Below are 22,392 nucleotides of genomic sequence, written 5' to 3'. Positions count from 1 at the left end.
GTCCCGCGCCCTGGGACGCGTGTCGGACGTAGCGCCCTAGAAACCGCCTCCGCCGTCGAAGCCGCCGCCCCCGCCGAAGTCCCCGCCGCCGAAGCCCCCGCCGTCGCCGGACCCGAAGTCCCCGGAGGAGAAGTCGCCGCCCTGGAAGTCGCCGCCGCCGTACTCGGAGGCGTAGGCCGGGGTGGAGAGCACGGAGCCGAGGAGGGTGCCCGCGAGGAGGCCGGGGAGCAGGCCGCCGCCGAAGTAGCCGCCGGCCCACGGACCGTAGGCGGGGCCCGCCTCCCAGTAGGGGCGGCGGCCGGAGTCGGTGTCGACCGTGCGGGCGAGGGGGTCGCGGCCGTCGTCCAGGCGGGCCGCGTCGGCGGCGCAGACCGGGACCTCGCGGGCGGCCCCGCCGGCCGGGGTCCAAGCGCGGTCCTCGGTCGAGGGGCCGTGGCGCGGGTCGAAGAAGCAGGGGGCGCGCCGCTCGGGCAGCGGGCGGCGCTCGCGGCGGGCGGCCAGGACGGCGAGGGAGAAGCGGCCGTCCTCCAGGGCCTCCGTCACCCCGCGCACGTCGTGCGGGCGGGCGGCGGAGCCCATGAGGGACTTGGCCCGGTCGTAGGCGTCGAGGGCGCGTTCGTAGTCGCCGCGCATGGCGTCGTCGGCGCCGGCCTCGGCGGGGTGGAAGTCGAGGCGTTCCAGCTCCTCGCCGAAGGCGGTGATGTCCTCGTCGACGACGACCCGGAGCTTCTCCAGGGCGGCCCGCTCCTCGGCCTCCTTGCGGAGCCGGTTCCGGCGGACGACCGCGTAACCACCCGCGCCGGCCGCGACGACGACGCCGCCGAGGACGGCGAGTCCGGCGACCGGGACCCCGGAGTCGGATCCGGCGGAACCCCAGGAGGAGGGGGCCGAGCCCCGCAGGTCGGGCAGGGCCCGGTCGACGAAGGCGTTCAGCTCGGTGGCCGCGTCCACGTCCGGCGCGCGGACCGAGGCGGCGAGGTCACGGACGGCGGCCGGGGACATCACGGAGGGGTCGACCCCGGCGTCGAACCGGTCGCCCAGCCTCACCGCGTACAGGCCGGTGGCGCCGGTCCGGGCCCGCAGGTCGTCGATGAGCCCCTGCGGCGGGAACTGCGCGTTCGCGGGCAGCACGGCCACGAAGAGGGGCTTGTCCGCGTCCTCGATCTTCCGCGCGAGGGCGTCCGCGTCGGCCTCGGAGAGCTGGTCGGCGGCGCCGGGATCGACGTGGACCGGGCCCTGCCTGAGGGCGGCGGCCGCGTCGGACACGCCCGTGGCCCCGGCGCCCGCGGTGGGCACCAGGACCAGGAGCAGCAGCAGTATCAACCCGCCGAGGGCCGCGGGGCGGGCCAGGGGGTGCCCGGAAAGTCCCGTGCGGCCGGCGGTGCCGACGCGCGCTCCCCCGCGGCCCTTCGGACCCGGGGGCGCCCCCGGCCGCGTCGTCGCCGGTCGGCGCGGCACGCCGCGGCTCCCTCCTGCGCCCTGCGATCGCACGCACCGGGCACCGTCGGCCCTGCCCCGGCCGGCGGACGGCGCTGCTTTCCGGACACCCCCTGGCGGCCTGGTCCTCATATGTCGACGCTACCCGAACGGCGCCGAACGGAACATGAAAGGCCAAAGGCGACTATTCGGCGGGGTCGACCCCCGCCCGGAGCAGGCCGTAGGTGAAGGCGTCCTCCAGGGCCTGCCAGGAGGCGGCGATGACGTTCTCGCCGACGCCGACCGTGGACCACTCGCCGTTGCCGTCGCTGGTGGTGACCAGCACCCGGGTGGTGGACTCGGTGCCGTGGCGGCCCTCCAGGATGCGGACCTTGTAGTCGGTCAGCTCGAACTTGGCGAGCTGCGGGTAGATCCGCTCCAGGCCGACCCGCATCGCCCGGTCGAGGGCGTTGACCGGGCCGTTGCCCTCGGCGGTGGCGACGATCCGCTCGCCCTTGGCCCAGAGCTTCACGGTGGCCTCGTTGGCGTGGGTGCCGTCGGGGCGGTCCTCGACGATCGCGCGCCAGGACTCCGTGCGGAAGTAGCGGCGGGCCCGGCCCTCGGCCTCCTCGCGGAGCAGCAGCTCGAAGGAGGCGTCGGCGGCCTCGTACGTGTAGCCCTGGAGCTCGCGCTCCTTGACCCGCTCGACGACCCGGGAGACCAGCGCCCGGTCGCCGCCCAGGTCGACGCCGAGCTCCTTGCCCTTGAGCTCGATGGAGGCGCGGCCGGCCATGTCGGAGACCAGCATCCGCATGGTGTTGCCGACCCGCTCGGGGTCGATGTGCTGGTAGAGGTCGGGGTCGACCTTGATCGCGGAGGCGTGCAGTCCGGCCTTGTGGGCGAAGGCGGAGACGCCCACGTACGGCTGGTGGGTGGAGGGGGTGAGGTTGACGACCTCGGCGACGGCGTGCGAGATCCGGGTCATCTCGGCGAGGGCGCCCTCGGGCAGCACCCGCTGGTCGTACTTGAGCTCCAGGGCCGCGACGACGGGGAAGAGGTTGGCGTTGCCGACCCGCTCGCCGTAGCCGTTGGCGGTGCACTGGACGTGGGTGGCGCCCGCGTCGACGGCGGCGAGGGTGTTGGCGACGGCGCAGCCGGTGTCGTCCTGGGCATGGATGCCGAGCCGGGCGCCGGTGTCGGCGAGGACGGTGGCGACGACGGCCTGGATCTGGGCGGGGAGCATGCCGCCGTTGGTGTCGCAGAGGACGACGACGTCGGCGCCGGCCTCGTGGGCGGCGCGGACGACGGCCTTGGCGTAGTCCGGGTTGGCCTTGTAGCCGTCGAAGAAGTGCTCGCAGTCGACGAAGACGCGGCGGCCCTGCCCGCGCAGGTGGGAGACGGTGTCGCGGACCATCTCCAGGTTCTCTTCGAGGGTGGTGCGCAGGGCCAGTTCGACGTGCCGGTCGTGCGACTTGGCGACCAGGGTGACGACCGGGGCGCCGGAGTCGAGGAGCGCCTTGACCTGCGGGTCCTCGGCGGCGGAGCCGCCGGCCCTGCGGGTGGCTCCGAAGGCGACGAGCCGCGCGTTCTTGAACGCGATCTCCTGACGGGCGCGGGCGAAGAACTCCGTGTCGCGCGGGTTGGCGCCGGGCCACCCGCCCTCGATGAAGCCGACGCCGAAGTCGTCGAGGTGCCGGGCGATGGTCAGCTTGTCCGCGACGGTGAGGTTGATGCCCTCGCGCTGCGCCCCGTCGCGCAGCGTCGTGTCGAAGACGTGGAAACTGTCGTCGAGGGGTGAGGCCTCGGCGTTCTCCGTGGTCATGGCTGTCATGGCTCCTGTCGGATGTGGCTCCGGAAGGTCTGGCTCCACTTGCCCCCATTCTCGCGCCGCGTCCGCCTCCGGCATGGGTGGGGCCGGAAAACGAAAAAACCCCTCGCGGGTGCGAGAGGTCTGCGCGCGGGTCTGGGGCACGGTGTCCGCCTGCGTGGGGGTCGTTCCACGCCTCAGCGGTCACTGCGGACCGGCGCGCCGCTGCCGATAATCATCGTGGTAGCAGGCACGCCGGAAGTCTGGCACAGGTGACCGCCCCGTGGGGCGGGGGTCTCACGATACGGGCAGGCTGTCCGGTTTCCGCCCGGCCGCGGCGCCGTCGGGGCCCTTCCCGACCCGGCCGAGGTCGATGTCGCGGGTCTCGCGCATCGTGAGGTAGACGACCAGGGAGACGGCCGCGCAGCCGGCGACGTACCAGGAGAAGCCCGACTCGATGCCCGCGTCCTTGAACCAGAGGGCCACGTACTCGGCGGTGCCGCCGAAGAGGGCGTTGGCGACGGCGTACGGCAGGGCGACGCCGAGGGCGCGGACGCCGGTCGGGAAGAGCTCGGCCTTCACGCAGGCGTTGATGGAGGTGTAGCCGGTGACGACGAGGAGCGCGAGGAGGGAGAGGCCGAGGGCCGGCCAGAAGGAGCCCGCGTGCTTGAGCATCGCCATGATCGGCACGGTGAGGAGGGTGGAGCCGACCGCGAAGGTGATGAGGAGGGGGCGGCGCCCGATCCGGTCGGAGAGCCGGCCGGCGAGCGGCTGGAGGCAGGCGAAGACGATCAGGGCGCAGAAGGAGACCAGGGTGGCGGTCTGCTTGGGGAGCCCGGCGGAGTTCGAGAGGTACTTGGTGAGGTAGGTGGTGTACGTGTAGTACGCCACGGTCCCGCCCATGGTGAGCGCGACGACGAGGAAGGCCTCGCGGCGGTGCGCCCAGAGGGCCCTGAGGGTGCCCTGCTGTCCCCGCTCGACGCCGTCGCCCGCGGACTCCTCGTAGACCTCGGTCTCCAGCATGGTGCGGCGCAGGTAGAAGACGACGGCCGCGCCGAGGGCGCCGACGGCGAAGGGGATCCGCCAGCCCCAGGAGTGCAGGGCCGCGTCGGAGAGGGTCTGCTGGAGCAGGAGCAGCAGGCCGAGGCCGAGGACCTGGCCGGCGGTCATCGACACGTACTGGAAGCTGGAGGCGAAGCCGCGGTGCTCGGGGGCGGAGGCCTCGGTGAGGTAGGTGGCGCTGGCCGCGTACTCGCCTCCGACGGAGAGGCCCTGGAGGAGGCGGGCGACCAGGAGGACGGCGGCGCCGCCGTATCCGGCGACCGCGTAGGTGGGGGCGACGGCGATGAGGACGGCGGAGGCGGACATCAGGGTGACGGTGAGGGTGAGGGCCGCCTTGCGGCCCTTGCGGTCGCCGACGCGGCCGAGGAGCCAGCCGCCGACCGGGCGCATGAAGAAGCCGACGGCGAAGATGCCGGCGGTGTTCATCAGCTTGGCGGTGTCGTTGCCCTCGGGGAAGAACGCCCCCGCGAAGTAGGTGGCGAAGCTCGCGTACACGAACCAGTCGAACCACTCGACCATGTTGCCGGCGGAGCCGACCCAGATCTTCTTCCAGTGCTCTCGTCCCATGGGCAGGAACCGTGCCGGAGCACCGGCCCGGCCGACAAGGGCGCAGCGGGCAACGATCCCGTGTACTTGCGTGCGTTACGGTCGCGCGAGCAGCTCCTGCTCGACGAACTCCCTCACGTGTTCGAGGACCCGCTCCCTGCCCGTGCCGGGGAGGCCGACGGCGACGTGCACGCTGAAGCCGTCGAGCAGGGCGCGCGTCCGGGTGGCGAACCGGTCCGGGTCGACCGGCCGGAACTCGCCGCGCGAGACCCCCTCGGCCAGGATCGCGACCAGGTCCCGGTGCCAGGCGCCCTCGATGGCGGCCTGCCGGGCGCGGGCGTCGTCGCCGGCGTCCTGCGAGCGGTTCCAGACCTCCAGCCAGAGGGTCCAGTGCGGGTCGCGCGGCCCCTCGGGCACGTACACGTCCACGTATCCGTCGAGCCGCTCGCGGGCGCTCCCGGGCCGGGAGAGCAGTGCGCCGCGCCGGGCCCCGAGCCGCCCCTCGCTCCACTCCAGGGTCTGGAGCAGGAGTTCGTCCTTGGTGCGGAAGTAGTACAGCAGGTGCCCGCTGCTCATCCCGACCTGCCGTCCGAGCCCGGCCATGGTGAGTCCGTCGAGCCCGCGCTCGGCGATGGTCCCCATCGCGGCGGCGAGCACCTCCTCGCGGGGAGGCGCGGCCTGGTTGCGGCGGCGGGGGCGGGACGGCGGGCTGCTGCTCTGACTCACTCGTACGTTCTACCCGATGGCGGGCCCGGCAGGTCCGGCCGTCAGACCTTCGGCTGCTGCTGGGTGATGCAGTGGATGCCGCCGCCGGCCGCGAAGATCGCGCGGGCGTCGACCAGGACGACCTCGCGGTCGGGGAAGAGGCGGCGGAAGATCTCGGCGGCGAGCTCGTCGTGGGGGTCGTCGAAGGCGCAGAGGATCACGGCGCCGTTGCAGAGGTAGTGGTTGATGTACGAGTAGTCGACCCAGTCGCCCTCCTCGTCCTTGAGGACGGTGGGGGCCGGGATCTCGATGACCTCCAGGAGGCGGCCCCGGGCGTCCCTCCGGGAACCGAGGAGGTCCGCGTACGTCCGGGAGCGCTCGTGGTCGGGGTGGGCCGGATCCCGCTGGCTGTGGACGAGGACCGTGCCGGGGCGGGCGAAGGCGGCGACGATGTCGACGTGGCCCTGGGTGCCGTACGTGCCGTAGTCGGCGGCGAGGCCGTGCGGGAGCCACACGGCCTCGGTGGTGCCGAGCCTGGCGTGGATCTCGGCCTCGACCTGCTCGCGGGTCCACCCGGGGTTGCGGCCGGAGCCGAGCTGGACGGTGTCGGTGAGGAGGACGGTGCCCTCGCCGTCGACGTGGATCGCGCCGCCCTCGTTGACCAGGGGGCTGCTCACGACGGGGACGCCGGCCGCGTCCGCGACGTGGCGGGCGATCGTGGAGTCGTGCTCCCAGCGGGCCCAGTCCTGGGCGCCCCAGCCGTTGAACACCCAGTCCACGGCGGCCAGTCGGGCGCCGTCCGTGACGAAGGTCGGGCCGATGTCCCGCATCCAGGCGTCGTCGAGGTCGCGCTCGACCAGGTCGACGTCCTCGCCGAGGAGCGCGCGGGCGCCCTCCGCGTCGCCGGGGGCGACGACCATCGTCACCGGCTCGAAGCGGCGGACGGCGCGGGCCACCGAGGCCCAGGCGGCGCGGGCGGCGGCCAGCTCCTCGTCACCGGTGAAGGTGGGGTTGGGACGGGGCCAGGCCATCCAGGTGCGCTCGTGCGGGGCCCACTCGGCGGGCATGCGGTACGTCATGATCACGGGTCCTAGCGGGAGGAGAGGCGGTCGGCGGAGACGGGTCCGACCGCCTCGGAGCGGGTCGGGGAGCCGTCGGGCGGGACGGGACCGGTCCGGTCGCGTTCCGCGGGAGTCGGGCGCACGTCTCTGACACCTCCTGTTTGAGCACCACTCTAAATGTTGACGCCGACGCTTCCAAGTAAGGGAGCACGATACGGGCGCAAGTCACATTGAGCACTGCTCTAAATAGCGTCCCGGCCGGTCGCGGACCGCGCCCGGTCACGGCACGGGCGCCGGTTCGTGCGGAGCCTGTGGCGGACCCCGGACGCGGGTGGGACGGCCTCCCCGCGCGGCGACGATGACGACGGCGCCCGCGCGCGGACCGGCTCCGGGCCGGCCCACGGGGGGAGGGGGAACGGCATGGACGCGAAGACGGTCGGGGGCGGTTCGCCGGTCCCGCGGGGCGCCGTCCTGGGCGCGGCCCCGCCGGCGACCGCCGCCCGCCAGGGGGACGCACCGGCACCGAGGGCTCGTGATGCGCCCGGTCGACCGGCTCCGAGGGCGGCCGGTCCGGAAGACGGGCGTCGGGCCGGGGCCGCTCGTGGAACGGCCCCGGCCCGTGCGGGCTCAGCGGCCCAGCTCGTGCATCCAGCCGTGGGCGTCGGCGGCCCTGCCGGTCTGGACGGCGAGGAGCGCCTCGCGCAGCCTCATGGTGACCTCGCCGGGCTCCCCGCCCGACTGGGTCCACTCGCCGCGCTCGGACTTGACGGTGCCGACCGGGGTGATGACGGCGGCGGTGCCGCAGGCGAAGACCTCGGTGAGGGTGCCGTTCTCGCTGTCGGCCTGCCACTGGTCGATGGAGACGCGGCCCTCCTCGGCCTCCAGGCCCAGGTCGGCGGCCAGCTTGAGCAGCGAGTCGCGGGTGATGCCGGCGAGCAGCGAACCGGTGAGGGCCGGGGTGACGATCTTGGGCCTCTCATTGGACCCGGCCCCGTACACGAAGTACAGGTTCATGCCGCCGAGCTCCTCGACCCACTTGTGCTCGACGGCGTCGAGGTAGGCGACCTGGTCGCAGCCCTTGGCCGCCGCCTCGGCCTGTGCGAGCAGGGAGGCCGCGTAGTTGCCGCCGGTCTTGGCGTCGCCGACGCCGCCGGGGACGGCGCGGACGCGGTTCTCCGAGAGCCAGATGGAGACGGGCTTCACGCCGCCGGGGAAGTACGGGCCGGCCGGGGAGGCGATGACGACGAAGAGGTACTCGTTCGCCGGGCGGACGCCCAGGCCGACCTCGGTCGCGATCATGAACGGGCGCAGGTAGAGCGAGGCCTCGCCGCCGTGCGCCGGGACCCACGCCTTGTCGTGCTGGACGAGGACGTCACAGGCCTCGACGAAGGTCTCGACCGGCAGCTCGGGCATGGCGAGGCGGCGGGCGGAGGCCTGGAAGCGGCGGGCGTTGGCGTCGGGGCGGAAGCTGGCGACCGAGCCGTCGGGGCGGCGGTAGGCCTTCAGGCCCTCGAAGATCTCCTGCGCGTAGTGCAGGACGTTGGTGGCCGGGTCGAGCGCGAGCGGGCCGTACGGGACGAGCTGGGCGTCGTGCCAGCCGCGGCCGTCGGTCCACCGGATGGTGACCATGTGGTCGGTGAAGTGGCGGCCGAATCCCGGGTTGGCCAGGATCGCCTCGCGCTCCGCGTCGGACAGCGGGTTGGAGGAGGGCTTGAGCTCGATCGTGGGCGTCGTCATGAGTGCGTGTCCTTCACCGGTCGTGGGGAGAGGACCGCGTGCGTACGCCGCTGTCGGAGACGGCTTGTCCCTGACGGAGTGGACGTCCGACGGTGCCCGCATACGGCGGCCCCGCGTTCGATTATCGCGCGCGGGGACCGGTGCGTGAAACAGGCTGGCGCGGTCCGGGGTTCTTTCGGGTGCGCACCCCGCGGCCGCGCATGGGGCAGCCGCCGGGCGCTGTGCGACCCGGCGGCTGATGTCGTGTGTCAGTCGGCGCGGGTCAGCTCGCTACTCGCGCGGCGAGCGCGTCGCCGATCTCGTCCGTGGTGCGGACGGCGTCGCCCCGCTCGGTGAGGTCGGCCGCGACGGCCTCCTCGACCCGGACGGCCTCGGACTCGTACCCGAGGTGGCGCAGCAGGAGGGCGACGGAGAGGACGGTGGCCGTGGGGTCGGCCTTGCCCTGGCCCGCGATGTCCGGCGCGGAGCCGTGGACCGGCTCGAACATGGACGGGAAGTCGCCGCTGGGGTTGATGTTGCCCGAGGCGGCGACGCCGATGCCGCCGGAGACGGCCGCGGCGAGGTCGGTGATGATGTCGCCGAAGAGGTTGTCGGTGACGATCACGTCGAAGCGGGCCGGGTCGGTGACGAGGAAGATCGTCGCGGCGTCGACGTGCAGGTAGTCGGTGGCGACCTCGGGGAACTCGGCGGCCACCCGGTGGAAGGTGTCCGTCCAGAGGTGGCCGGCGAAGGTCAGCACGTTGTTCTTGTGGACCAGCGTGAGCTTCTTGCGCGGGCGGGCCTGGGCGCGGGCGAAGGCGTCCCGGACCACGCGCTCGACGCCGAAGGCGGTGTTGACCGAGACCTCGGTGGCGACCTCGTGCGGGGTGCCCTTGCGGATGGTGCCGCCGTTGCCCGTGTACGGGCCCTCGGTGCCCTCGCGGACCACGACGAAGTCGATCTCGGGCTGCCCGGCGAGCGGGGTCGCCACGCCGGGGAGCAGCTTCGAGGGGCGCAGGTTCACGTGGTGGTCGAAGGCGAAGCGGAGCTTCAGGAGGAAGCCGCGCTCCAGGACGCCGGAGGGCACCGACGGGTCGCCGATGGCGCCGAGCAGGATGGCGTCGTGCTTCTTGAGGGAGTCCAGGTCGGCGTCGGTGAGGGTCTCACCGGTGGCGTGGTAGCGCGTGGCGCCGAAGTCGTACTCCTCGGTCTCCAGCTTCACGTCCTGGGGAAGGACGGCCGAGAGGACCTTGAGGCCCTGGGCCACGACCTCCTGGCCGATGCCGTCGCCGGGGATGACTGCGAGATCGATGCTGTGAGACATGTCGGCACCCTACTGGTCGTCCCATCGTCTGACACGTCACGTCCATCATGTGGACGAACGTCCGAGGGGGACGGGGCGGATCAGTGGCCGGTGGAGCCGCCGTTGTCACGGCGGTCGAGGGCGCGCTGGAGGGCGGCGGCGGCGTTCTGGCGGGCCTCGTCGGCGGGGCGGGCGGCGGAGTGGCGGACGCGGCGGGCGGTCTGGGCTGCCATGGGGGATCGACTCCTCGAGATCAGTGGTGATCCGGCGTGCGGAGGGGAGCGACGCGCGGGGACCGGGAACGGTCGGCGACGTGCGGGGACCAGTGGTGATCGAAGGCGCCGGAAGGGGCGGGGAGCGCCGCCGCAGGGGTTGCCTGCACGGGGCGTCGCGCTCTCGACCGCCATTCGCTGATGGAGCGAGACGTTCGGCTCCTACAAAGCTAGGGCAGGCCGCCGCATCTGTCTCCACAATTACTCGGACTTCCTACTATCTGAGACGGCGGGGCACCGGGGGTCACCCCGCGACGGCCCGCAGCTCACGGATCAGGGCCCGCACGGCGGGAGAAGAGGCCAGCTCGGGGGTGGTGACGTAGCCCACCGACCGCGTCGGGCGGTCCGGTCCGAGGTCGGTGATCCGCACCGAGGGCGGCGCCCCGACCAGGGAGAGCTCCGGCATCACGGCCATCCCGAAACCGGTGCCCACCATCGAGAGCACCGCCCCGTCGTCCTCGGCCTCCACGGTCGCGGGCGGCAGCCACTCCTGCCCGGCCCACCACTCCCGGGTGTACGAGGTGCAGTTCTCCGTCCAGTCGACCAGCGGGAGCGTGCGCGGCGCCGGGTGCCCGGCCGGGTGCACCAGGGCGTACCCCTCCTCCAGGAGGACGCCGCCGACCAGCTCCGGCGGCACCGGCGAGGTGGTGCCGAGCGTCGCGATCCCCAGGTCGGCCCGCCCGTCGAGGACCTCGCCGGCCGTGCCGCGCCCCACCTCCCGCACGATCCGCACCTCGGGCACGACCTCCGGGTGGCGCGCCGCGAGCCGCCCCAGGGCACGGGGCAGCAGGTGCAGGGCGGCGCTGCGGAAGGCCGCGATCCGCAGCGGTCCGGCGGGGACGGCCGGGGCGTCCGCCGCCGTGCCGCGCACCTCGGCGGCCATCACCTCCAGGAGCCGCAGCACCCGCCGGGCGTACGCGAGGGCCCGCTCCCCGGCCGGGGTCGGGACGGCACCGGTCCGGCCGCGCTCGAAGAGGACGGCGCCCAGCTTGCGTTCGCTGCCGCGCACCGAGTGCGAGACGGCGGACTGGGTCGTGCCGAGGGCGACGGCGGCGGCCGAGAAGCCGCGCTCGCGCCCGACGGCGACGAGGACGCGCAGCTCGTGCGGGGCCAGATCGGCGGCCTTGCTCCCGGACCCGTCCATGCGTGCCGCCCCTTCGTGCGTATCCGCGTGCTTGCGCGCCCGCGTACCCGCGTGCCCGCCCAACTCTGCGCACCCGCGTACCCGCGTGCCCACCCAACTCTGCGCACCCGCGTACCCGCGTGCCCACCCAACTCTGCATACCTGCGCGCACCCGCGTGCCCGCCCACCTCTGCGTACCCGCGCGCCCGAGCACCCGCGTGCCCGCGCACGCGACTCCGTCCCGGAGCCGTCGCGTCCGCCCCCCGCCCGCGCCCATGAGCGGCTCTCATGGATCCGCCGGAGCCATCGACGCTACCCCCTGCCCGGGCCGCCGGCCGCCTCCTACGGTCGGCGGCATGACGAACGACACCATGATCACCGTCCGGCAGACCGCCCGTCCCGCCGGCTTCCCCACCCCCGACCTGTTCTCCTTCACCGAGTCCCCGCTGCCGGTCCCCGGGCCGGGCACCGCGCTCGTCGAGAACCTCCACCTCTCCGTCGACCCGTACCACCGCGAGGCGATGGACACCGACGAGCTGTGGACCCTGGGCTCCCCGATGGAGGGCCGCGCCCTGGGCCGGGTGCTCGACTCGCGCGACCCGTCGCTGCGCCCGGGCGACCTCGTCCTGCACCGCAGGGGGTGGCGCACCCACGCCGTGGTGGCGCCGGGCGAGGCGCGCCGGGTCCCGGACCTCGGCCCCGGCGTCCCGCTCGCCGCGCACCTGAGCCTGCTCGGCGGCACGGGCCTGTCGGCCTACGTGGGCCTGACCCGGATCGCGCGGCTCCGGGCGGGCGAGGACCTGTTCGTCTCGGCGGCGGCCGGCGGGGTGGGCACGGCAGCGGGGCGGCTCGCCCGGCTGCTCGGCGCGGGCCGCCTGGTGGGCAGCGCGGGTTCGGCGCGCAAGGTGGCGTACCTGACGGAGGAGGTCGGCTTCGACGCGGCCTTCGACCACCGCGACGGGCCGGTGGCGGAGTCGCTCGCGAAGGCCGCGCCCGACGGGCTCGACGCGGTGCTGGACGGGGTGGGCGGCGAGCACCTGGAGGCCGCGATCGGCTCGCTGCGCGAGCACGGCCGGATCGCCTGGGTGGGCGCGGTGGCCCAGTATCACTCGCTCTCCGCTCCCCCGGCGGCCCCGCGCAACCTCTTCGACCTGGTCGGGAAGAGCATCCGGCTCGAAGGGTTCCTGGTCCGGAACCACATGGACGCCCTGGAGGAGCTGTACGACCTCGCCGTCCCGGGCCTGCGCGACGGTTCGCTGCCGCTGGACGTGACGGTGACGGAGGGCTTCGAGCACGTCGTGGACGCGTTCCTGGGGATGCTGCGGGGCGAGAACCTGGGGAAGGCGCTCGTCACGGTCTGACTCGGCACCCCCACCCAGGTTGTTTTCCTACCCAGGTGGTGACGTGATGGCCGCAGACCGCAGATCCAGCTGGCTCAAGGGAGTCCTCGACCTGCTCGTCCTCTCCTGCCTGACCGGCGGCGAGAGCTACGGGTACGAGATCGCGAAGGCGCTCGCCGGGGCGGGCCTCGGCGAGATCAAGGGCGGGACGCTCCATCCCGTGCTGAACCGCCTGGAGGAGGCCGGTCTGGTCGAGGCCGAGTTCCGCGCCGGCGAGCGCGGGCCGGGCCGCCGCCACTACCGGCTCGCCGACCCGGGCCGGGCGCATCTGGCGGCCGAGGGCGCGGCCTGGGCGGAGTTCCACCGGGCCGTGGGGACGCAACTGCACACGGGGGGAGCAGCACCACGACCACCGACGCCCACTTCGAGGAGCTGACGGGCGCGCCGCCCGCGGCCGGCGCGTCCGGGGAGCAGATCGACCGGACCGCCGCCGGGCTGCGCGGGCACCTCGCGGAGACGGGGTCCGCGCCGGAGGAGGAGTTCGGGCCCGCCGCGCGGTTCGCGGCCCGGCTCGGCGGGCTCGCCCCGGAGCCCGGGGAGCCGGACGGGGCGGCGGAGCACCGGACGTGGACCGCGGACCTCTTCGACGACCGGCGGATGCCGGCCGTCCACGGGGACCAGGGCCGGGAGGTGGAGTCCCTGGACGCGCTCGGCCGGTTCGTCTGCCGCCGGGCGCCGGGGGCCGCGCTCGCCTGGAAGAACCGCCGCGAGGTGCTCACGGACCGCCGCCGCGCACAGGTCCTGGAGGAGCTGGAGCCGGAGGGCCGGGAGCTGTGCGGGGAGTGGCTGACGTACGGCTGCTTCAAGCGCCCGAAGGCGGCGACCACGGGCCCCGAAGGGGGCCTGGGGGCGCTGCCGGCCCGTCCGCACGGGTGGCTGTTCCTCAGCCGCCGGGGCAAGGCGGTGCCGGCGGTCCGGGCGCTCGCCGTCCTCGGCTGCCCGGCGGTGGCCCTGGCCGGCCTCGGGCTGCCGGGGTACACGATCGCGCTGCTCGGCCTCGGCCATGCGATCGGCATGACGTACACGGCGAAGAAGGAGACGGAGAAGGGCCGCGTCCACGCGGACCGCGCGGCGGCGGGGAACGACGGGCCCTGACGCGCCGTCACGCCCCCGCGTCCCTTCACGTCGTGCCCCCGCACCCCCTTACGTCACGTCGCCGTCCCGCCAGTCGAAGACCAGCGGGGCGGCGGGGTCCGGCAGGGCGCGTCCGCCCGCCGGGCGCAGGAAGACGCCGCCCTCCTCCTCCGGGAGGCGGACGATCCCGCCGGGCGTGAACGCCTCGACGCGCCCCTCCCAGACCCGCCAGCCGCGTCCCCGGTAGAGCGCGGCGCCCTCGTCCGAGGCGGCGAGCGCCCCGAAGGCGTACGCCCCGTCGATCACCCGCTCCAGCTCGGCCATGACCGCCCCGCCGAGGCCCCGGCGGCGCAGGTCGGCCCGGACGGCGACCCCTTCGACGTACCCGACGCGGTGCGAGCGGCCCCCGTGGAGCAGCCGGCGCATGACGACGGCGCCGTGGGCGGCGGTCCCCCGCTCGTCCTCGATCCAGGCGTGGAGGCCGCCGAGGGTGTGGTCCCAGTCCTCGTCGTCGAAGCTTCCCTCGAAGGCGGTGTCGAGCATCTCGCGTACGGAGCGGAGCCGGGCGGCTCCGAGGGCGTGGGTGGGCGCGGTCCTCACGGTCATGCGCGCCACCCTCCCACACCCGCCTAACCACCGAAAGCGAATTGACAGGTTACCTGCGGCCTGCTGGAATCACCCCGTCGACACCTAACCGTTAAAACGACTCAAAGGGGTTAGAAGATGTCCGTGCTGCCGACCCGCCACCGCACCGTCACCGTCCGCGGGCACGAGATCGCCTACCGGGAGGCCGGCCCGGCCGACGCCCCCGCCCTCCTCCTGCTGCACGGCTTCCCCACCAGTTCGCACATGTTCCGCGACCTGATCCCCCTGCTCGCCGACCGCTACCACCTGATCGCCCCCGACCATCTGGGCTTCGGCCGCAGCGCCGCGCCCTCCGCCGACGACTTCCCCTACACCTTCGCCGAACTGGCCTCGCTCACCGCCGGGTTCACCGAGGCCGTCGGCCTGGAGCGGTTCGCGCTCTACGTCCAGGACTACGGCGCCCCCATCGGCCTCCGGCTCGCCCTCGCCCACCCCGGGCGGATCACCGCGATCGTCACCCAGAACGGCAACGCGTACGAGGAGGGGCTCGGCGCCGAGGCCTGGGCCCCGGTCCTCGCCCTGATCGAGGAGCGCACGCCGAAGACCGAGGAGCCGGTCCGCGCCATCCGCTCCCTCGACGGCATCCGGTGGCAGTACGAGACGGGCGTCCCCGCCGAGCACCGCGACCTCCTCAGCCCCGACGCCTGGCACCACGACGCCGCCCTGATGGCCCGGGAGGGACAGGACGGCGTCCAGCTGGACCTGATCGCCGACTACGGCTCCAACTTCGCCCTCTACCCGGCCTTCCAGGAGTACTTCCGCACCTCCCGGGTCCCCCTCCTCGCCGTCTGGGGCGAGGGCGACCGGGTGTTCGTGCCGGCGGGCGCCGAGGCCTTCCGCCGCGACCTCCCGGACGCCGAGGTCCACCTCCTGCCCACCGGCCACTTCGCCCTGGAGACCCACGCGCCGCGGATCGCGGCCCTGATCGACGACTTCCTGACCCGGCGGGTGGCGGAGGGGGAATGAGAACCGCCCCCGGCCCCGGTTGGGGGACCGGGGGCGGGGGCGGTGCCGGGGGCCTGCCCGGAGGGGCAGGGGCCGCTCGCGCGGCGGGCGGGCGTCAGCCCATGTGCGGGTAGCCGTACTCGGTCGGCGGGACCAGCGTCTCCTTGATGGCGCGGGTCAGCGTCCAGCGCATCAGGTTCTGCGGGGCGCCGGCCTTGTCGTCGGTGCCGGAGGCGCGGCCGCCGCCGAAGGGCTGCTGGCCGACGACGGCGCCGGTCGACTTGTCGTTGATGTAGAAGTTGCCCGCGGCGTAGCGGAGCTTCTCCATCGTGTACGCGGCGGCGGCGCGGTCGTTGGCGATGACCGAGCCGGTGAGCGCGTAGTCCGAGACCGACTCCATCTGGGTCAGCATCTCGTCGTACTTCTCGGCAGAGCTGTCGTCGTACACGTGGACCGCGAGGATCGGGCCGAAGTACTCGGTCGTGAAGACCTCGTTCTCCGGGTCGGTGCACTCGATGACGGTCGGGCGGACGAAGTAGCCGACCGAGTCGTCGTAGGTGCCGCCGGCGACGATCGTGCAGCTCGGGTCGGACTTGGCGCGGTCGATCGCCGCCTTGTTCTTGGCGAACGAGCGGTCGTCGATGACGGCGCCGATGAAGTGCGACAGGTCGGTGACGTCACCCATGGTGATGCCGTCGACCTCGGCCGCGAACTCCTCCTTGAAGCCGTCGTTCCAGATCGAGGCCGGGATGTAGGCGCGCGAGGACGCGGAACACTTCTGGCCCTGGTACTCGAAGGAGCCGCGGGTCAGGGCGGTCTTCAGGACGGCGCGGTCGGCGCTGGGGTGGGCGACGACGAAGTCCTTGCCGCCGGTCTCGCCGACGATCCGCGGGTACGAGCGGTAGTTCTCGATGTTGTTGCCGACCGTCTTCCACAGGTGCTGGAAGGTCTTGGTCGAGCCGGTGAAGTGGATGCCGGCCAGGTCGCGGTGGTTCAGGGCCACCTCGGAGACGGCGATGCCGTCGCCGGTCACCAGGTTGATGACGCCCTTGGGCAGGCCGGCCTCCTCCAGGAGCTCCATGAGGAGCACGGCGGCGTGGGTCTGCGTCGGGGACGGCTTCCAGACCACCACGTTGCCCATGAGGGCGGGGGCGGTGGGCAGGTTGCCCGCGATGGCGGTGAAGTTGAACGGCGTGATCGCGTAGACGAAGCCTTCGAGCGGGCGGTGGTCCAGGCGGTTCCAGACGCCCGGCGAGTTGGCCGGCGGCTGCTCGGCCAGGATCTGGCGGGCGTACGCCACGTTGAAGCGCCAGAAGTCGACGAGCTCGCACGGGGTGTCGATCTCGGCCTGCTGGGCGGTCTTGGACTGGCCGAGCATGGTGGACGCGGCCAGCGTCTCGCGCCAGGGGCCCGCGAGCAGCTCGGCGGCGCGCAGGATGATCGCGGCGCGGTCGTCGAAGGACATCGCGCGCCAGGCGGGGGCGGCGGCCAGGGCGGCGTCGATCGCGTCCTGGGCGTCCTGCTGCGTGGCGCCCCGGAAGGTGCCGATGACGGCCCGGTGGTTGTGCGGCTGGACGACCTCGAACTCCTCGCCGCCGCCCAGGCGCTTCACGCCGCCGATGGTCATCGGCAGCTCGCGCGGGTTCTCGGCCAGCTCCTTGAGCTTGAGCTCCAGACGGGCGCGCTCGGGGGAGCCGGGGGCGTAGCCGTGCACCGGCTCGTTGACGGGAGTGGGGACCTGGGTCACAGCGTCCATGAGTCTCGATACTCCTTCGGAGGGGTGGTGGGGCTCAGCCCTTGGTGAGGATGGAGCGGACGAAGAAGAGGAGGTTGGCCGGCTTCTCCGCCAGGCGGCGCATGAAGTAGCCGTACCAGTCGGTGCCGTACGCGGTGTAGACGCGCATGCGGTGGCCCTCGGCGGCCAGGCGGTTCTGCTCCTCGGTCCGGATGCCGTACAGCATCTGGAACTCGTACTCGTCCGGCTTGCGCCCGGCGCGGCGGGCCAGCTCCTGGCCGACGGAGATCAGGCGCGGGTCGTGGGACCCGATCATCGGGTAGCCGGAGCCCTCCATCAGGATCTTCGTGATCCGGACGTACGCCTTGTCGATCTCCGGCTTCTCCTGGATCGCGACGGAGGCGGGCTCCTTGTAGGCGCCCTTCACGATCCGGACGCGGGAGCCGTTCGCGGCGAGGCGGCGGGCGTCGTCCTCGGTGCGGAAGAGGTAGGCCTGGATGACGCAGCCGGTCTGCGGGAAGTCCTTCCGCAGCTCCTCGTGGATGGCGAACATCGAGTCGAGGGTGGTGTGGTCCTCGGCGTCCAGGGTGACGGTGGTGCCGATCTCGGCGGCGGCCTCGACGACCGGCCGGACGTTGGCGAGCGCCAGCTCGTGGCCGCCGTCCAGGGACTGGCCGAACATCGACAGCTTCACGGACATCTCGGCGCGCTCGCCGAGGCCCAGCTCCTTCAGGCGGCCGATCAGCTCCAGGTAGGCGTCCCGGGCGGCGTGCGACTGCTCGACGGTGGTGATGTCCTCACCGACGACGTCGAGGGTGACCTCCAGGCCGCGCTCGCTCAGCTCCCGCACGATCGGGACGACGTCGTCCACGGTCTCGCCGGCGATGAAGCGTGCCACGACCTGCTTGGTCCCGGGCGCGGCCGACACGAAACGGCGCATCTTGTCGCTGCGCGACGCGGCGAGGATCACGGGACCCAGCACGGGGCACCTCCAGAGGGCAAGGGTAGAACGGGGCCGTACCGGTGCGAGGGGAACGAACCGGAACAGCACGGATAACCACTGTGAAACCTACGAATCGGTCCGGTCGTCCGCCACCTACAGCTGTCACGCATCCGTGGCCCGCCTCTCATACATCTGTCTGAGCGGGTGCGAGAATGGGGCGGTGAAGGGCGATTACCAAGACCTGGTGGACGAGATCTCCGCGCTCCTCGGGGCCCCGGCGACGCTGGAGAACCGCGACTTCGGGCTGATCGCCTTCGGCGCCCACGACAGCGACGACGACACCGCGATGGACCCGGTCCGGACCCGGTCGATCCTGACCCGGGGGTCGACCCCGGCGGTCCGCGCCTGGTTCGAGGGCTTCGGCATCACCCGGGCGGAGGGCCCGGTGCGCATCCCCGCCTCCCCGGACGCGGGCGTCTTCCGGGACCGGATCTGCCTCCCCGTACGCCATCGGGGTGTCGTCCTCGGGTACGTGTGGCTGCTCGACGCCGAGCCCGGGCCGCCGCCCGAGCAGCTCGCGGCGGCCATGGAGGTGGCCGCCCGGATCGGCGGGCTCCTCGCCGACGAGGAGCGGGCGGGCGCGGACCTCTCGCGCGAGTTCGCCGCGGCCCTGACCGCCGGGCGCGGCTGGCAGAACGACATGGCCGTCGCGGCCCTGCGGGCGGCCCTGGGCCCCAGCGCGGACGGGCTGCACGCCCTCGTGTGCGTGACCCCGTGGCGGGGGGACGCCCCCTCGGTACGGGCCGTCCCCGGCGCGGCGGCGGTCGCCGCGCTCCCGGACGCCGCCTCCCTCGCCCTCCTCGTCCGGCTGCGCACCGCCGAGGACCCCTCCCCCGCCCGCGCGGCCGCCGAGCGGCTGCGCGGGGACGCCCCGGCCGGGATCGCCACGCCGCGGCGGGGCCTCGCGGAGCTCCCGGCGGCCTGGCGGGAGGCGAGCACGGCGGCCCGCGCCGCGACGGCGCAGCCGAGGCTGGGCCCGGTCGCGGAGTGGGCCGGGATCGGGCCGTACCGGCTCCTGGCGGCGCTCTACCACCCCGAGGTCGACCCGGTCGTCGCGCCGCTGCTGGCCCCCGCCCACACGGAACTGGCCCGCACGGCCGAGGCGTACCTCGACCACGCGGGCCAGGCGGGGCGCACGGCGGCGGCCCTGGGCATCCACCGGCAGACCCTCTACTACCGGCTGTCCCGGGTGGAGCAGCTCACCGGCCTCGATCTGGACGACGGCGAGGACCGGCTGCTGCTCCACATGTCCCTGAAGTCGGCCCGGCTGTAGGGGTTCCCCGGGATCGGACCACGAGCACGGGAGGAGCGTTCGGCGGCCGGGTCCCGCCGACGGGGATCGAGCGCCGGCCGCACGGGGCCGCGGTGCGCAACGACGCCGACGCGGCGACACGAGGGCCGGCGCGCACGGACCTGTTCGTCCTGGCTCCGAAGGCGGAGGTCGACGCCGATCCGGAGCGCGTCCGCCGGCGGTCGCCCCCGGAGCCGGGTCACCGCGCCGTGATCACGCGCGGGATGTCGCCGCCGTGGCACCCGGGCCGGGTGTTCCGCCGCGTCCCGCTCCGGTGGACCGCCGCGTTCCACCAGAACTACGCGGCGCCCCGGCCGCTGGCGGTGAATCCGGGCGGTCCCCGGAAGCGCCTCCCCCGGCACGGAGGCGTCCGTGACGGCACGGCGCCCGGCCGCCGGGCGCTCGTGCGGGACGAGCGGCCGACGACCGGGCGCGGGACGCGGGGTCGTGCGTCAGATCAGGTTGACCGAGCGGGCCGAGTTGGCGCCGATCTCCGCCGAGATCTCCGAGAGCACCGCCGCCGGGACGGTGTCGTCCACGGTGAGCACGACGAGCGCCTCGCCGCCCTCCTCCGCGCGGGAGACCTGCATGCCGGCGATGTTCAGGCCGGCCTCGCCGAGGATCCGGCCGACCGTGCCGACGACGCCCGGGCGGTCCTCGTAGCGCAGCACGACCATGTGGTCGGCGAGCGCCAGGTCCACGTCGTACTCGCCGACGGCGACGATCTTCTGGAGGTGCTTGGGGCCGGCCAGGGTGCCGGAGACCGAGACCTCCTCGCCGCTGCCGAGGGTGCCGCGCACGGTGACCACGTTGCGGTGGTCGGGCGACTCGCTCGACGTGGTCAGGCGCACCTCGACGCCGCGCTCCTGCGCGAACAGCGGGGCGTTGACGTACGACACGGTCTCGTCGACCACGTCCTCGAACACGCCCTTGAGCGCGGAGAGTTCGAGCACCTTCACGTCGTGCTGGGTGATCTCGCCGTAGACCTCGACGTCGAGCCGGGCCGCGACCTCGCCCGCGAGGGCGGTGAAGATCCGGCCGAGCTTCTCGGCGAGCGGCAGACCGGGCTTGACGTCCTCGGCGATGACGCCGCCCTGGACGTTGACCGCGTCCGGGACCAGCTCGCCGGCGAGCGCCAGGCGCACCGAGCGGGCGACGGCGATGCCGGCCTTCTCCTGGGCCTCGTCCGTGGAGGCGCCGAGGTGCGGGGTGCAGACGACCTGGTCGAGCTCGAAGAGCGGGGAGTCCGTGCAGGGCTCCTTGGCGTACACGTCGAGGCCCGCGCCGGCGACCCGGCCCTCCTTGAGCGCCGAGTACAGCGCCTCCTCGTCCACGATCCCGCCGCGCGCGGCGTTGACGATGCGGACGGAGGGCTTGACCTTGTGCAGCGCCTCGTCGCCGATGAGACCGAGGGTCTCCGGGGTCTTCGGCAGGTGGACGGTGATGAAGTCCGCGACCTCCAGGAGCTCGTCCAGGGTCAGCAGCTTCACCCCCATCTGGGCGGCGCGGGCCGGCTGCACGTAGGGGTCGTACGCGACGATCTTCATGCCGAAGGCGGACATGCGCTGGGCGACCAGGACGCCGATGCGGCCGAGGCCGACGACGCCGAGGGTCTTCTCGCTCAGCTCGACGCCGGTGTACTTGGAGCGCTTCCACTCGCCGTTCTTCAGCGCCGTGTTGGCCTGCGGGATGTTGCGCGCGGTGGCGACGAGGAGGCCGCAGGCGAGCTCGGCGGCGGTGACGATGTTGGACGTCGGGGCGTTGACGACCATCACGCCGGCCTTGGTGGCGGCGGAGACGTCGACGTTGTCCAGACCGACGCCGGCGCGGGCGACCACGCGCAGCTTCTGCGCGGCGGCGATGGCCTCGGCGTCGACCTTGGTGGCGGAGCGGACCAGGATCGCGTCCACGTCCGCGATGGCGGGGATCAGCTCGGCGCGGTCGGCGCCGTTGCAGTGCCGGATCTCGAAGTCCGGGCCCAGCGCGTCGACGGTGGCGGGCGACAGCTCTTCAGCGATGAGTACGACAGGTTTCGAGCTCACGTGAGTCCTCACAGGTCCAGTGCGGACGGCCGTCCCGACGGCCGCAGGCGGTGGAGGGGGCTTGCCGCGTGAAAGCGCACGACGCTGTGGGCCTGACGCGTATGTTGTTGAGCAGTGTAGTGGTGCGAAGGCACGGGTCACGCGCCTCGTTGGAAGGATCACCCTTCCGTGGTTGGACGGCGTGTCCAACGACGTGGAACGGGGCCGGACGACGTGTCCGGCCCCGTCCCGGAGGGCTTACGCCTCCTCGTCGTTCACCCAGCTCATGAGCTTGCGCAGCTCCTTGCCGGTGGTCTCCAGGAGGTGCTGCTCGTCCTGGGACTTGTACTCGTTGTACTTCTTCAGACCGCCGTGGTACTCGTCCATCCAGTTCTTGGCGAAGGTGCCGTCCTGGATGTCGGTGAGGACCTTCTTCATCTCGGCCTTGGTGGCGTCGGTGATGATGCGGGGGCCGGTGACGTAGTCGCCCCACTCGGCGGTCTCGGAGACCGACCAGCGCATCTTCTCCAGGCCGCCCTCGTACATGAGGTCGACGATGAGCTTCAGCTCGTGCAGGCACTCGAAGTAGGCGATCTCCGGCTGGTAGCCGGCCTCGACCAGGGTCTCGAAGCCGGCCTTGACCAGCGCCGAGGCACCGCCGCAGAGGACGGCCTGCTCGCCGAAGAGGTCGGTCTCGGTCTCCTCGGTGAAGGTGGTCTTGATGACGCCGGCGCGGGTGCCGCCGATGGCCTTGGCGTACGAGAGCGCCAGGGCGAAGGCGTTGCCGGTCGCGTCCTGCTCGACGGCGGCGATCGCGGGGACGCCGCGGCCCTCCTCGTACTGGCGGCGGACCAGGTGGCCCGGGCCCTTCGGGGCGACCAGGGCGACGTCGACGCCGGCCGGGGGCTTGATGAAGCCGAAGCGGACGTTGAAGCCGTGCGCGAAGAAGAGGGCGTCGCCGTCGTTCAGGTTCGGGGCGATGGACTCCTCGTAGACCTGGGCCTGGATCGGGTCCGGGATGAGGATCATGATGACGTCGGCCTCGGCGGCGGCCTCGGCGGGCGTGACCACGCGCAGGCCCTGCTCCTCGGCCTTGGCCTTGGACTTGGAGCCCTCGTGCAGACCGACGCGGACGTCGACACCCGAGTCACGGAGCGACAGCGCGTGGGCGTGCCCCTGGCTGCCGTAACCGATCACCGCGACCTTGCGGCCCTGGATGATGGACAGGTCGGCGTCGGCGTCGTAGAACAGCTCGGCCACTGGGATT

The 22,392-nt window shown here is 73.4% G+C and carries 19 protein-coding genes; 5 read left to right on the top strand and 14 right to left on the bottom strand.

The genetic code is table 11. The features are described from left to right. Nucleotides 1–36: 36 nt before the first annotated feature. From ACIQKA_RS14915 to ACIQKA_RS14875, 9 genes are all read right to left on the bottom strand, one after another. On the bottom strand, nt 37–1,323 hold the full coding sequence (locus ACIQKA_RS14915) for a hypothetical protein (protein ID WP_402541156.1): 1,287 nt from the start codon (nt 1,321–1,323) through the stop codon (nt 37–39). 298 nt (nt 1,324–1,621) lie between these two features. After that, nucleotides 1,622–3,238, bottom strand: a complete 1,617-nt coding sequence (gene cimA / locus ACIQKA_RS14910) for a citramalate synthase (protein WP_402541154.1) — start codon at nt 3,236–3,238, stop codon at nt 1,622–1,624. A 282-nt stretch (nt 3,239–3,520) separates the two neighbouring features. Continuing rightward, nucleotides 3,521–4,852, bottom strand: coding sequence for an MFS transporter (locus ACIQKA_RS14905; RefSeq protein WP_383153435.1), 1,332 nt, complete (start codon nt 4,850–4,852; stop codon nt 3,521–3,523). Between the two features lie 75 nt (nt 4,853–4,927). Next, entirely contained in the window at nt 4,928–5,473 is a 546-nt protein-coding gene (locus ACIQKA_RS14900; RefSeq protein WP_383153497.1) for a TetR/AcrR family transcriptional regulator, read from the bottom strand. A gap of 125 nt (nt 5,474–5,598) precedes the next feature. Next, nucleotides 5,599–6,615, bottom strand: coding sequence for an agmatine/peptidylarginine deiminase (locus ACIQKA_RS14895; protein WP_402541151.1), 1,017 nt, complete (start codon nt 6,613–6,615; stop codon nt 5,599–5,601). A 609-nt stretch (nt 6,616–7,224) separates the two neighbouring features. Further along, nucleotides 7,225–8,334, bottom strand: coding sequence for a branched-chain amino acid aminotransferase (locus ACIQKA_RS14890; RefSeq protein ID WP_402541149.1), 1,110 nt, complete (start codon nt 8,332–8,334; stop codon nt 7,225–7,227). A gap of 262 nt (nt 8,335–8,596) precedes the next feature. Further along, on the bottom strand, nt 8,597–9,637 hold the full coding sequence (locus ACIQKA_RS14885) for a 3-isopropylmalate dehydrogenase (protein ID WP_376234765.1): 1,041 nt from the start codon (nt 9,635–9,637) through the stop codon (nt 8,597–8,599). Nucleotides 9,638–9,717: 80 nt separating this feature from the next. Then, a complete protein-coding gene (locus ACIQKA_RS14880) occupies nt 9,718–9,849 on the bottom strand; it encodes a hypothetical protein (RefSeq protein WP_272922254.1) in 132 nt (43 codons plus the stop codon). Between the two features lie 283 nt (nt 9,850–10,132). Further along, nucleotides 10,133–11,032, bottom strand: a complete 900-nt coding sequence (locus ACIQKA_RS14875) for a LysR family transcriptional regulator (protein ID WP_390107288.1) — start codon at nt 11,030–11,032, stop codon at nt 10,133–10,135. A gap of 335 nt (nt 11,033–11,367) precedes the next feature. Here ACIQKA_RS14875 and ACIQKA_RS14870 point away from each other — a divergent pair, with 335 nt between their 5' ends. The 3 genes from ACIQKA_RS14870 to ACIQKA_RS14860 all read left to right on the top strand — a co-directional run bounded on the left by ACIQKA_RS14870 (nt 11,368) and on the right by ACIQKA_RS14860 (nt 13,506). Beyond that, entirely contained in the window at nt 11,368–12,372 is a 1,005-nt protein-coding gene (locus ACIQKA_RS14870) for a zinc-binding dehydrogenase (RefSeq protein WP_383153447.1), read from the top strand. 46 nt (nt 12,373–12,418) lie between these two features. Then, nucleotides 12,419–12,787, top strand: coding sequence for a helix-turn-helix transcriptional regulator (locus tag ACIQKA_RS14865; protein WP_391096768.1), 369 nt, complete (start codon nt 12,419–12,421; stop codon nt 12,785–12,787). 221 nt (nt 12,788–13,008) lie between these two features. Then, nucleotides 13,009–13,506, top strand: a complete 498-nt coding sequence (locus tag ACIQKA_RS14860) for a hypothetical protein (RefSeq protein ID WP_402541145.1) — start codon at nt 13,009–13,011, stop codon at nt 13,504–13,506. Nucleotides 13,507–13,554: 48 nt separating this feature from the next. Here ACIQKA_RS14860 and ACIQKA_RS14855 read toward each other — a convergent pair whose 3' ends face one another. Further along, nucleotides 13,555–14,091, bottom strand: a complete 537-nt coding sequence (locus tag ACIQKA_RS14855; RefSeq protein WP_390107292.1) for a GNAT family N-acetyltransferase — start codon at nt 14,089–14,091, stop codon at nt 13,555–13,557. A 117-nt stretch (nt 14,092–14,208) separates the two neighbouring features. Here ACIQKA_RS14855 and ACIQKA_RS14850 point away from each other — a divergent pair, with 117 nt between their 5' ends. Beyond that, nucleotides 14,209–15,096: an alpha/beta fold hydrolase gene (locus tag ACIQKA_RS14850; protein WP_383153456.1), complete on the top strand. Its 888-nt coding sequence runs from the start codon at nt 14,209–14,211 to the stop codon at nt 15,094–15,096. A gap of 94 nt (nt 15,097–15,190) precedes the next feature. Here the strand turns inward: ACIQKA_RS14850 and pruA are convergent, their stop codons facing one another. Together pruA and ACIQKA_RS14840 are read right to left on the bottom strand one after the other, a co-directional pair. Then, nucleotides 15,191–16,831, bottom strand: coding sequence for an L-glutamate gamma-semialdehyde dehydrogenase (gene pruA, locus ACIQKA_RS14845; RefSeq protein WP_383153459.1), 1,641 nt, complete (start codon nt 16,829–16,831; stop codon nt 15,191–15,193). Nucleotides 16,832–16,865: 34 nt separating this feature from the next. Continuing rightward, on the bottom strand, nt 16,866–17,792 hold the full coding sequence (locus ACIQKA_RS14840; RefSeq protein WP_383434567.1) for a proline dehydrogenase family protein: 927 nt from the start codon (nt 17,790–17,792) through the stop codon (nt 16,866–16,868). A 181-nt stretch (nt 17,793–17,973) separates the two neighbouring features. Between ACIQKA_RS14840 and ACIQKA_RS14835 the strand changes: the two genes are divergently transcribed. Continuing rightward, on the top strand, nt 17,974–19,086 hold the full coding sequence (locus tag ACIQKA_RS14835) for a PucR family transcriptional regulator (protein WP_383153464.1): 1,113 nt from the start codon (nt 17,974–17,976) through the stop codon (nt 19,084–19,086). Between the two features lie 470 nt (nt 19,087–19,556). On the opposite strand, the gene serA is transcribed toward ACIQKA_RS14835, so the two are convergent. Next, entirely contained in the window at nt 19,557–21,146 is a 1,590-nt protein-coding gene (gene serA, locus ACIQKA_RS14830) for a phosphoglycerate dehydrogenase (RefSeq protein WP_383153466.1), read from the bottom strand. Nucleotides 21,147–21,383: 237 nt separating this feature from the next. Further along, entirely contained in the window at nt 21,384–22,385 is a 1,002-nt protein-coding gene (gene ilvC / locus ACIQKA_RS14825; RefSeq protein ID WP_365549216.1) for a ketol-acid reductoisomerase, read from the bottom strand. Between the last annotated feature and the right edge of the window lie 7 nt (nt 22,386–22,392).

The organism is Streptomyces sp. NPDC092045 (assembly GCF_044756005.1).
Classification (GTDB): Bacteria; Actinomycetota; Actinomycetes; order Streptomycetales; family Streptomycetaceae; genus Streptomyces.
The sequence above is the reverse complement of the archived record's forward strand: the minus strand, read 5'-3'. Positions and strand labels throughout refer to the sequence as shown.

Coding starts and splice junctions, on each gene's coding strand:
- pruA (WP_383153459.1), bottom strand. CDS start 16,831: ATGGACGCTGTGACCCAGGTCCCCACTCCCGTCAACGAGCCGGTGCAC.
- ACIQKA_RS14855 (WP_390107292.1), bottom strand. CDS start 14,091: ATGACCGTGAGGACCGCGCCCACCCACGCCCTCGGAGCCGCCCGGCTC.
- ACIQKA_RS14905 (WP_383153435.1), bottom strand. CDS start 4,852: ATGGGACGAGAGCACTGGAAGAAGATCTGGGTCGGCTCCGCCGGCAAC.
- ACIQKA_RS14885 (WP_376234765.1), bottom strand. CDS start 9,637: ATGTCTCACAGCATCGATCTCGCAGTCATCCCCGGCGACGGCATCGGC.
- ACIQKA_RS14865 (WP_391096768.1), top strand. CDS start 12,419: ATGGCCGCAGACCGCAGATCCAGCTGGCTCAAGGGAGTCCTCGACCTG.
- ACIQKA_RS14890 (WP_402541149.1), bottom strand. CDS start 8,334: ATGACGACGCCCACGATCGAGCTCAAGCCCTCCTCCAACCCGCTGTCC.
- ACIQKA_RS14880 (WP_272922254.1), bottom strand. CDS start 9,849: ATGGCAGCCCAGACCGCCCGCCGCGTCCGCCACTCCGCCGCCCGCCCC.
- ACIQKA_RS14870 (WP_383153447.1), top strand. CDS start 11,368: ATGACGAACGACACCATGATCACCGTCCGGCAGACCGCCCGTCCCGCC.
- ACIQKA_RS14900 (WP_383153497.1), bottom strand. CDS start 5,473: ATGGGGACCATCGCCGAGCGCGGGCTCGACGGACTCACCATGGCCGGG.
- ACIQKA_RS14850 (WP_383153456.1), top strand. CDS start 14,209: ATGTCCGTGCTGCCGACCCGCCACCGCACCGTCACCGTCCGCGGGCAC.
- ACIQKA_RS14860 (WP_402541145.1), top strand. CDS start 13,009: ATGCCGGCCGTCCACGGGGACCAGGGCCGGGAGGTGGAGTCCCTGGAC.
- ACIQKA_RS14895 (WP_402541151.1), bottom strand. CDS start 6,615: ATGACGTACCGCATGCCCGCCGAGTGGGCCCCGCACGAGCGCACCTGG.
- cimA (WP_402541154.1), bottom strand. CDS start 3,238: ATGACCACGGAGAACGCCGAGGCCTCACCCCTCGACGACAGTTTCCAC.
- ACIQKA_RS14875 (WP_390107288.1), bottom strand. CDS start 11,032: ATGGACGGGTCCGGGAGCAAGGCCGCCGATCTGGCCCCGCACGAGCTG.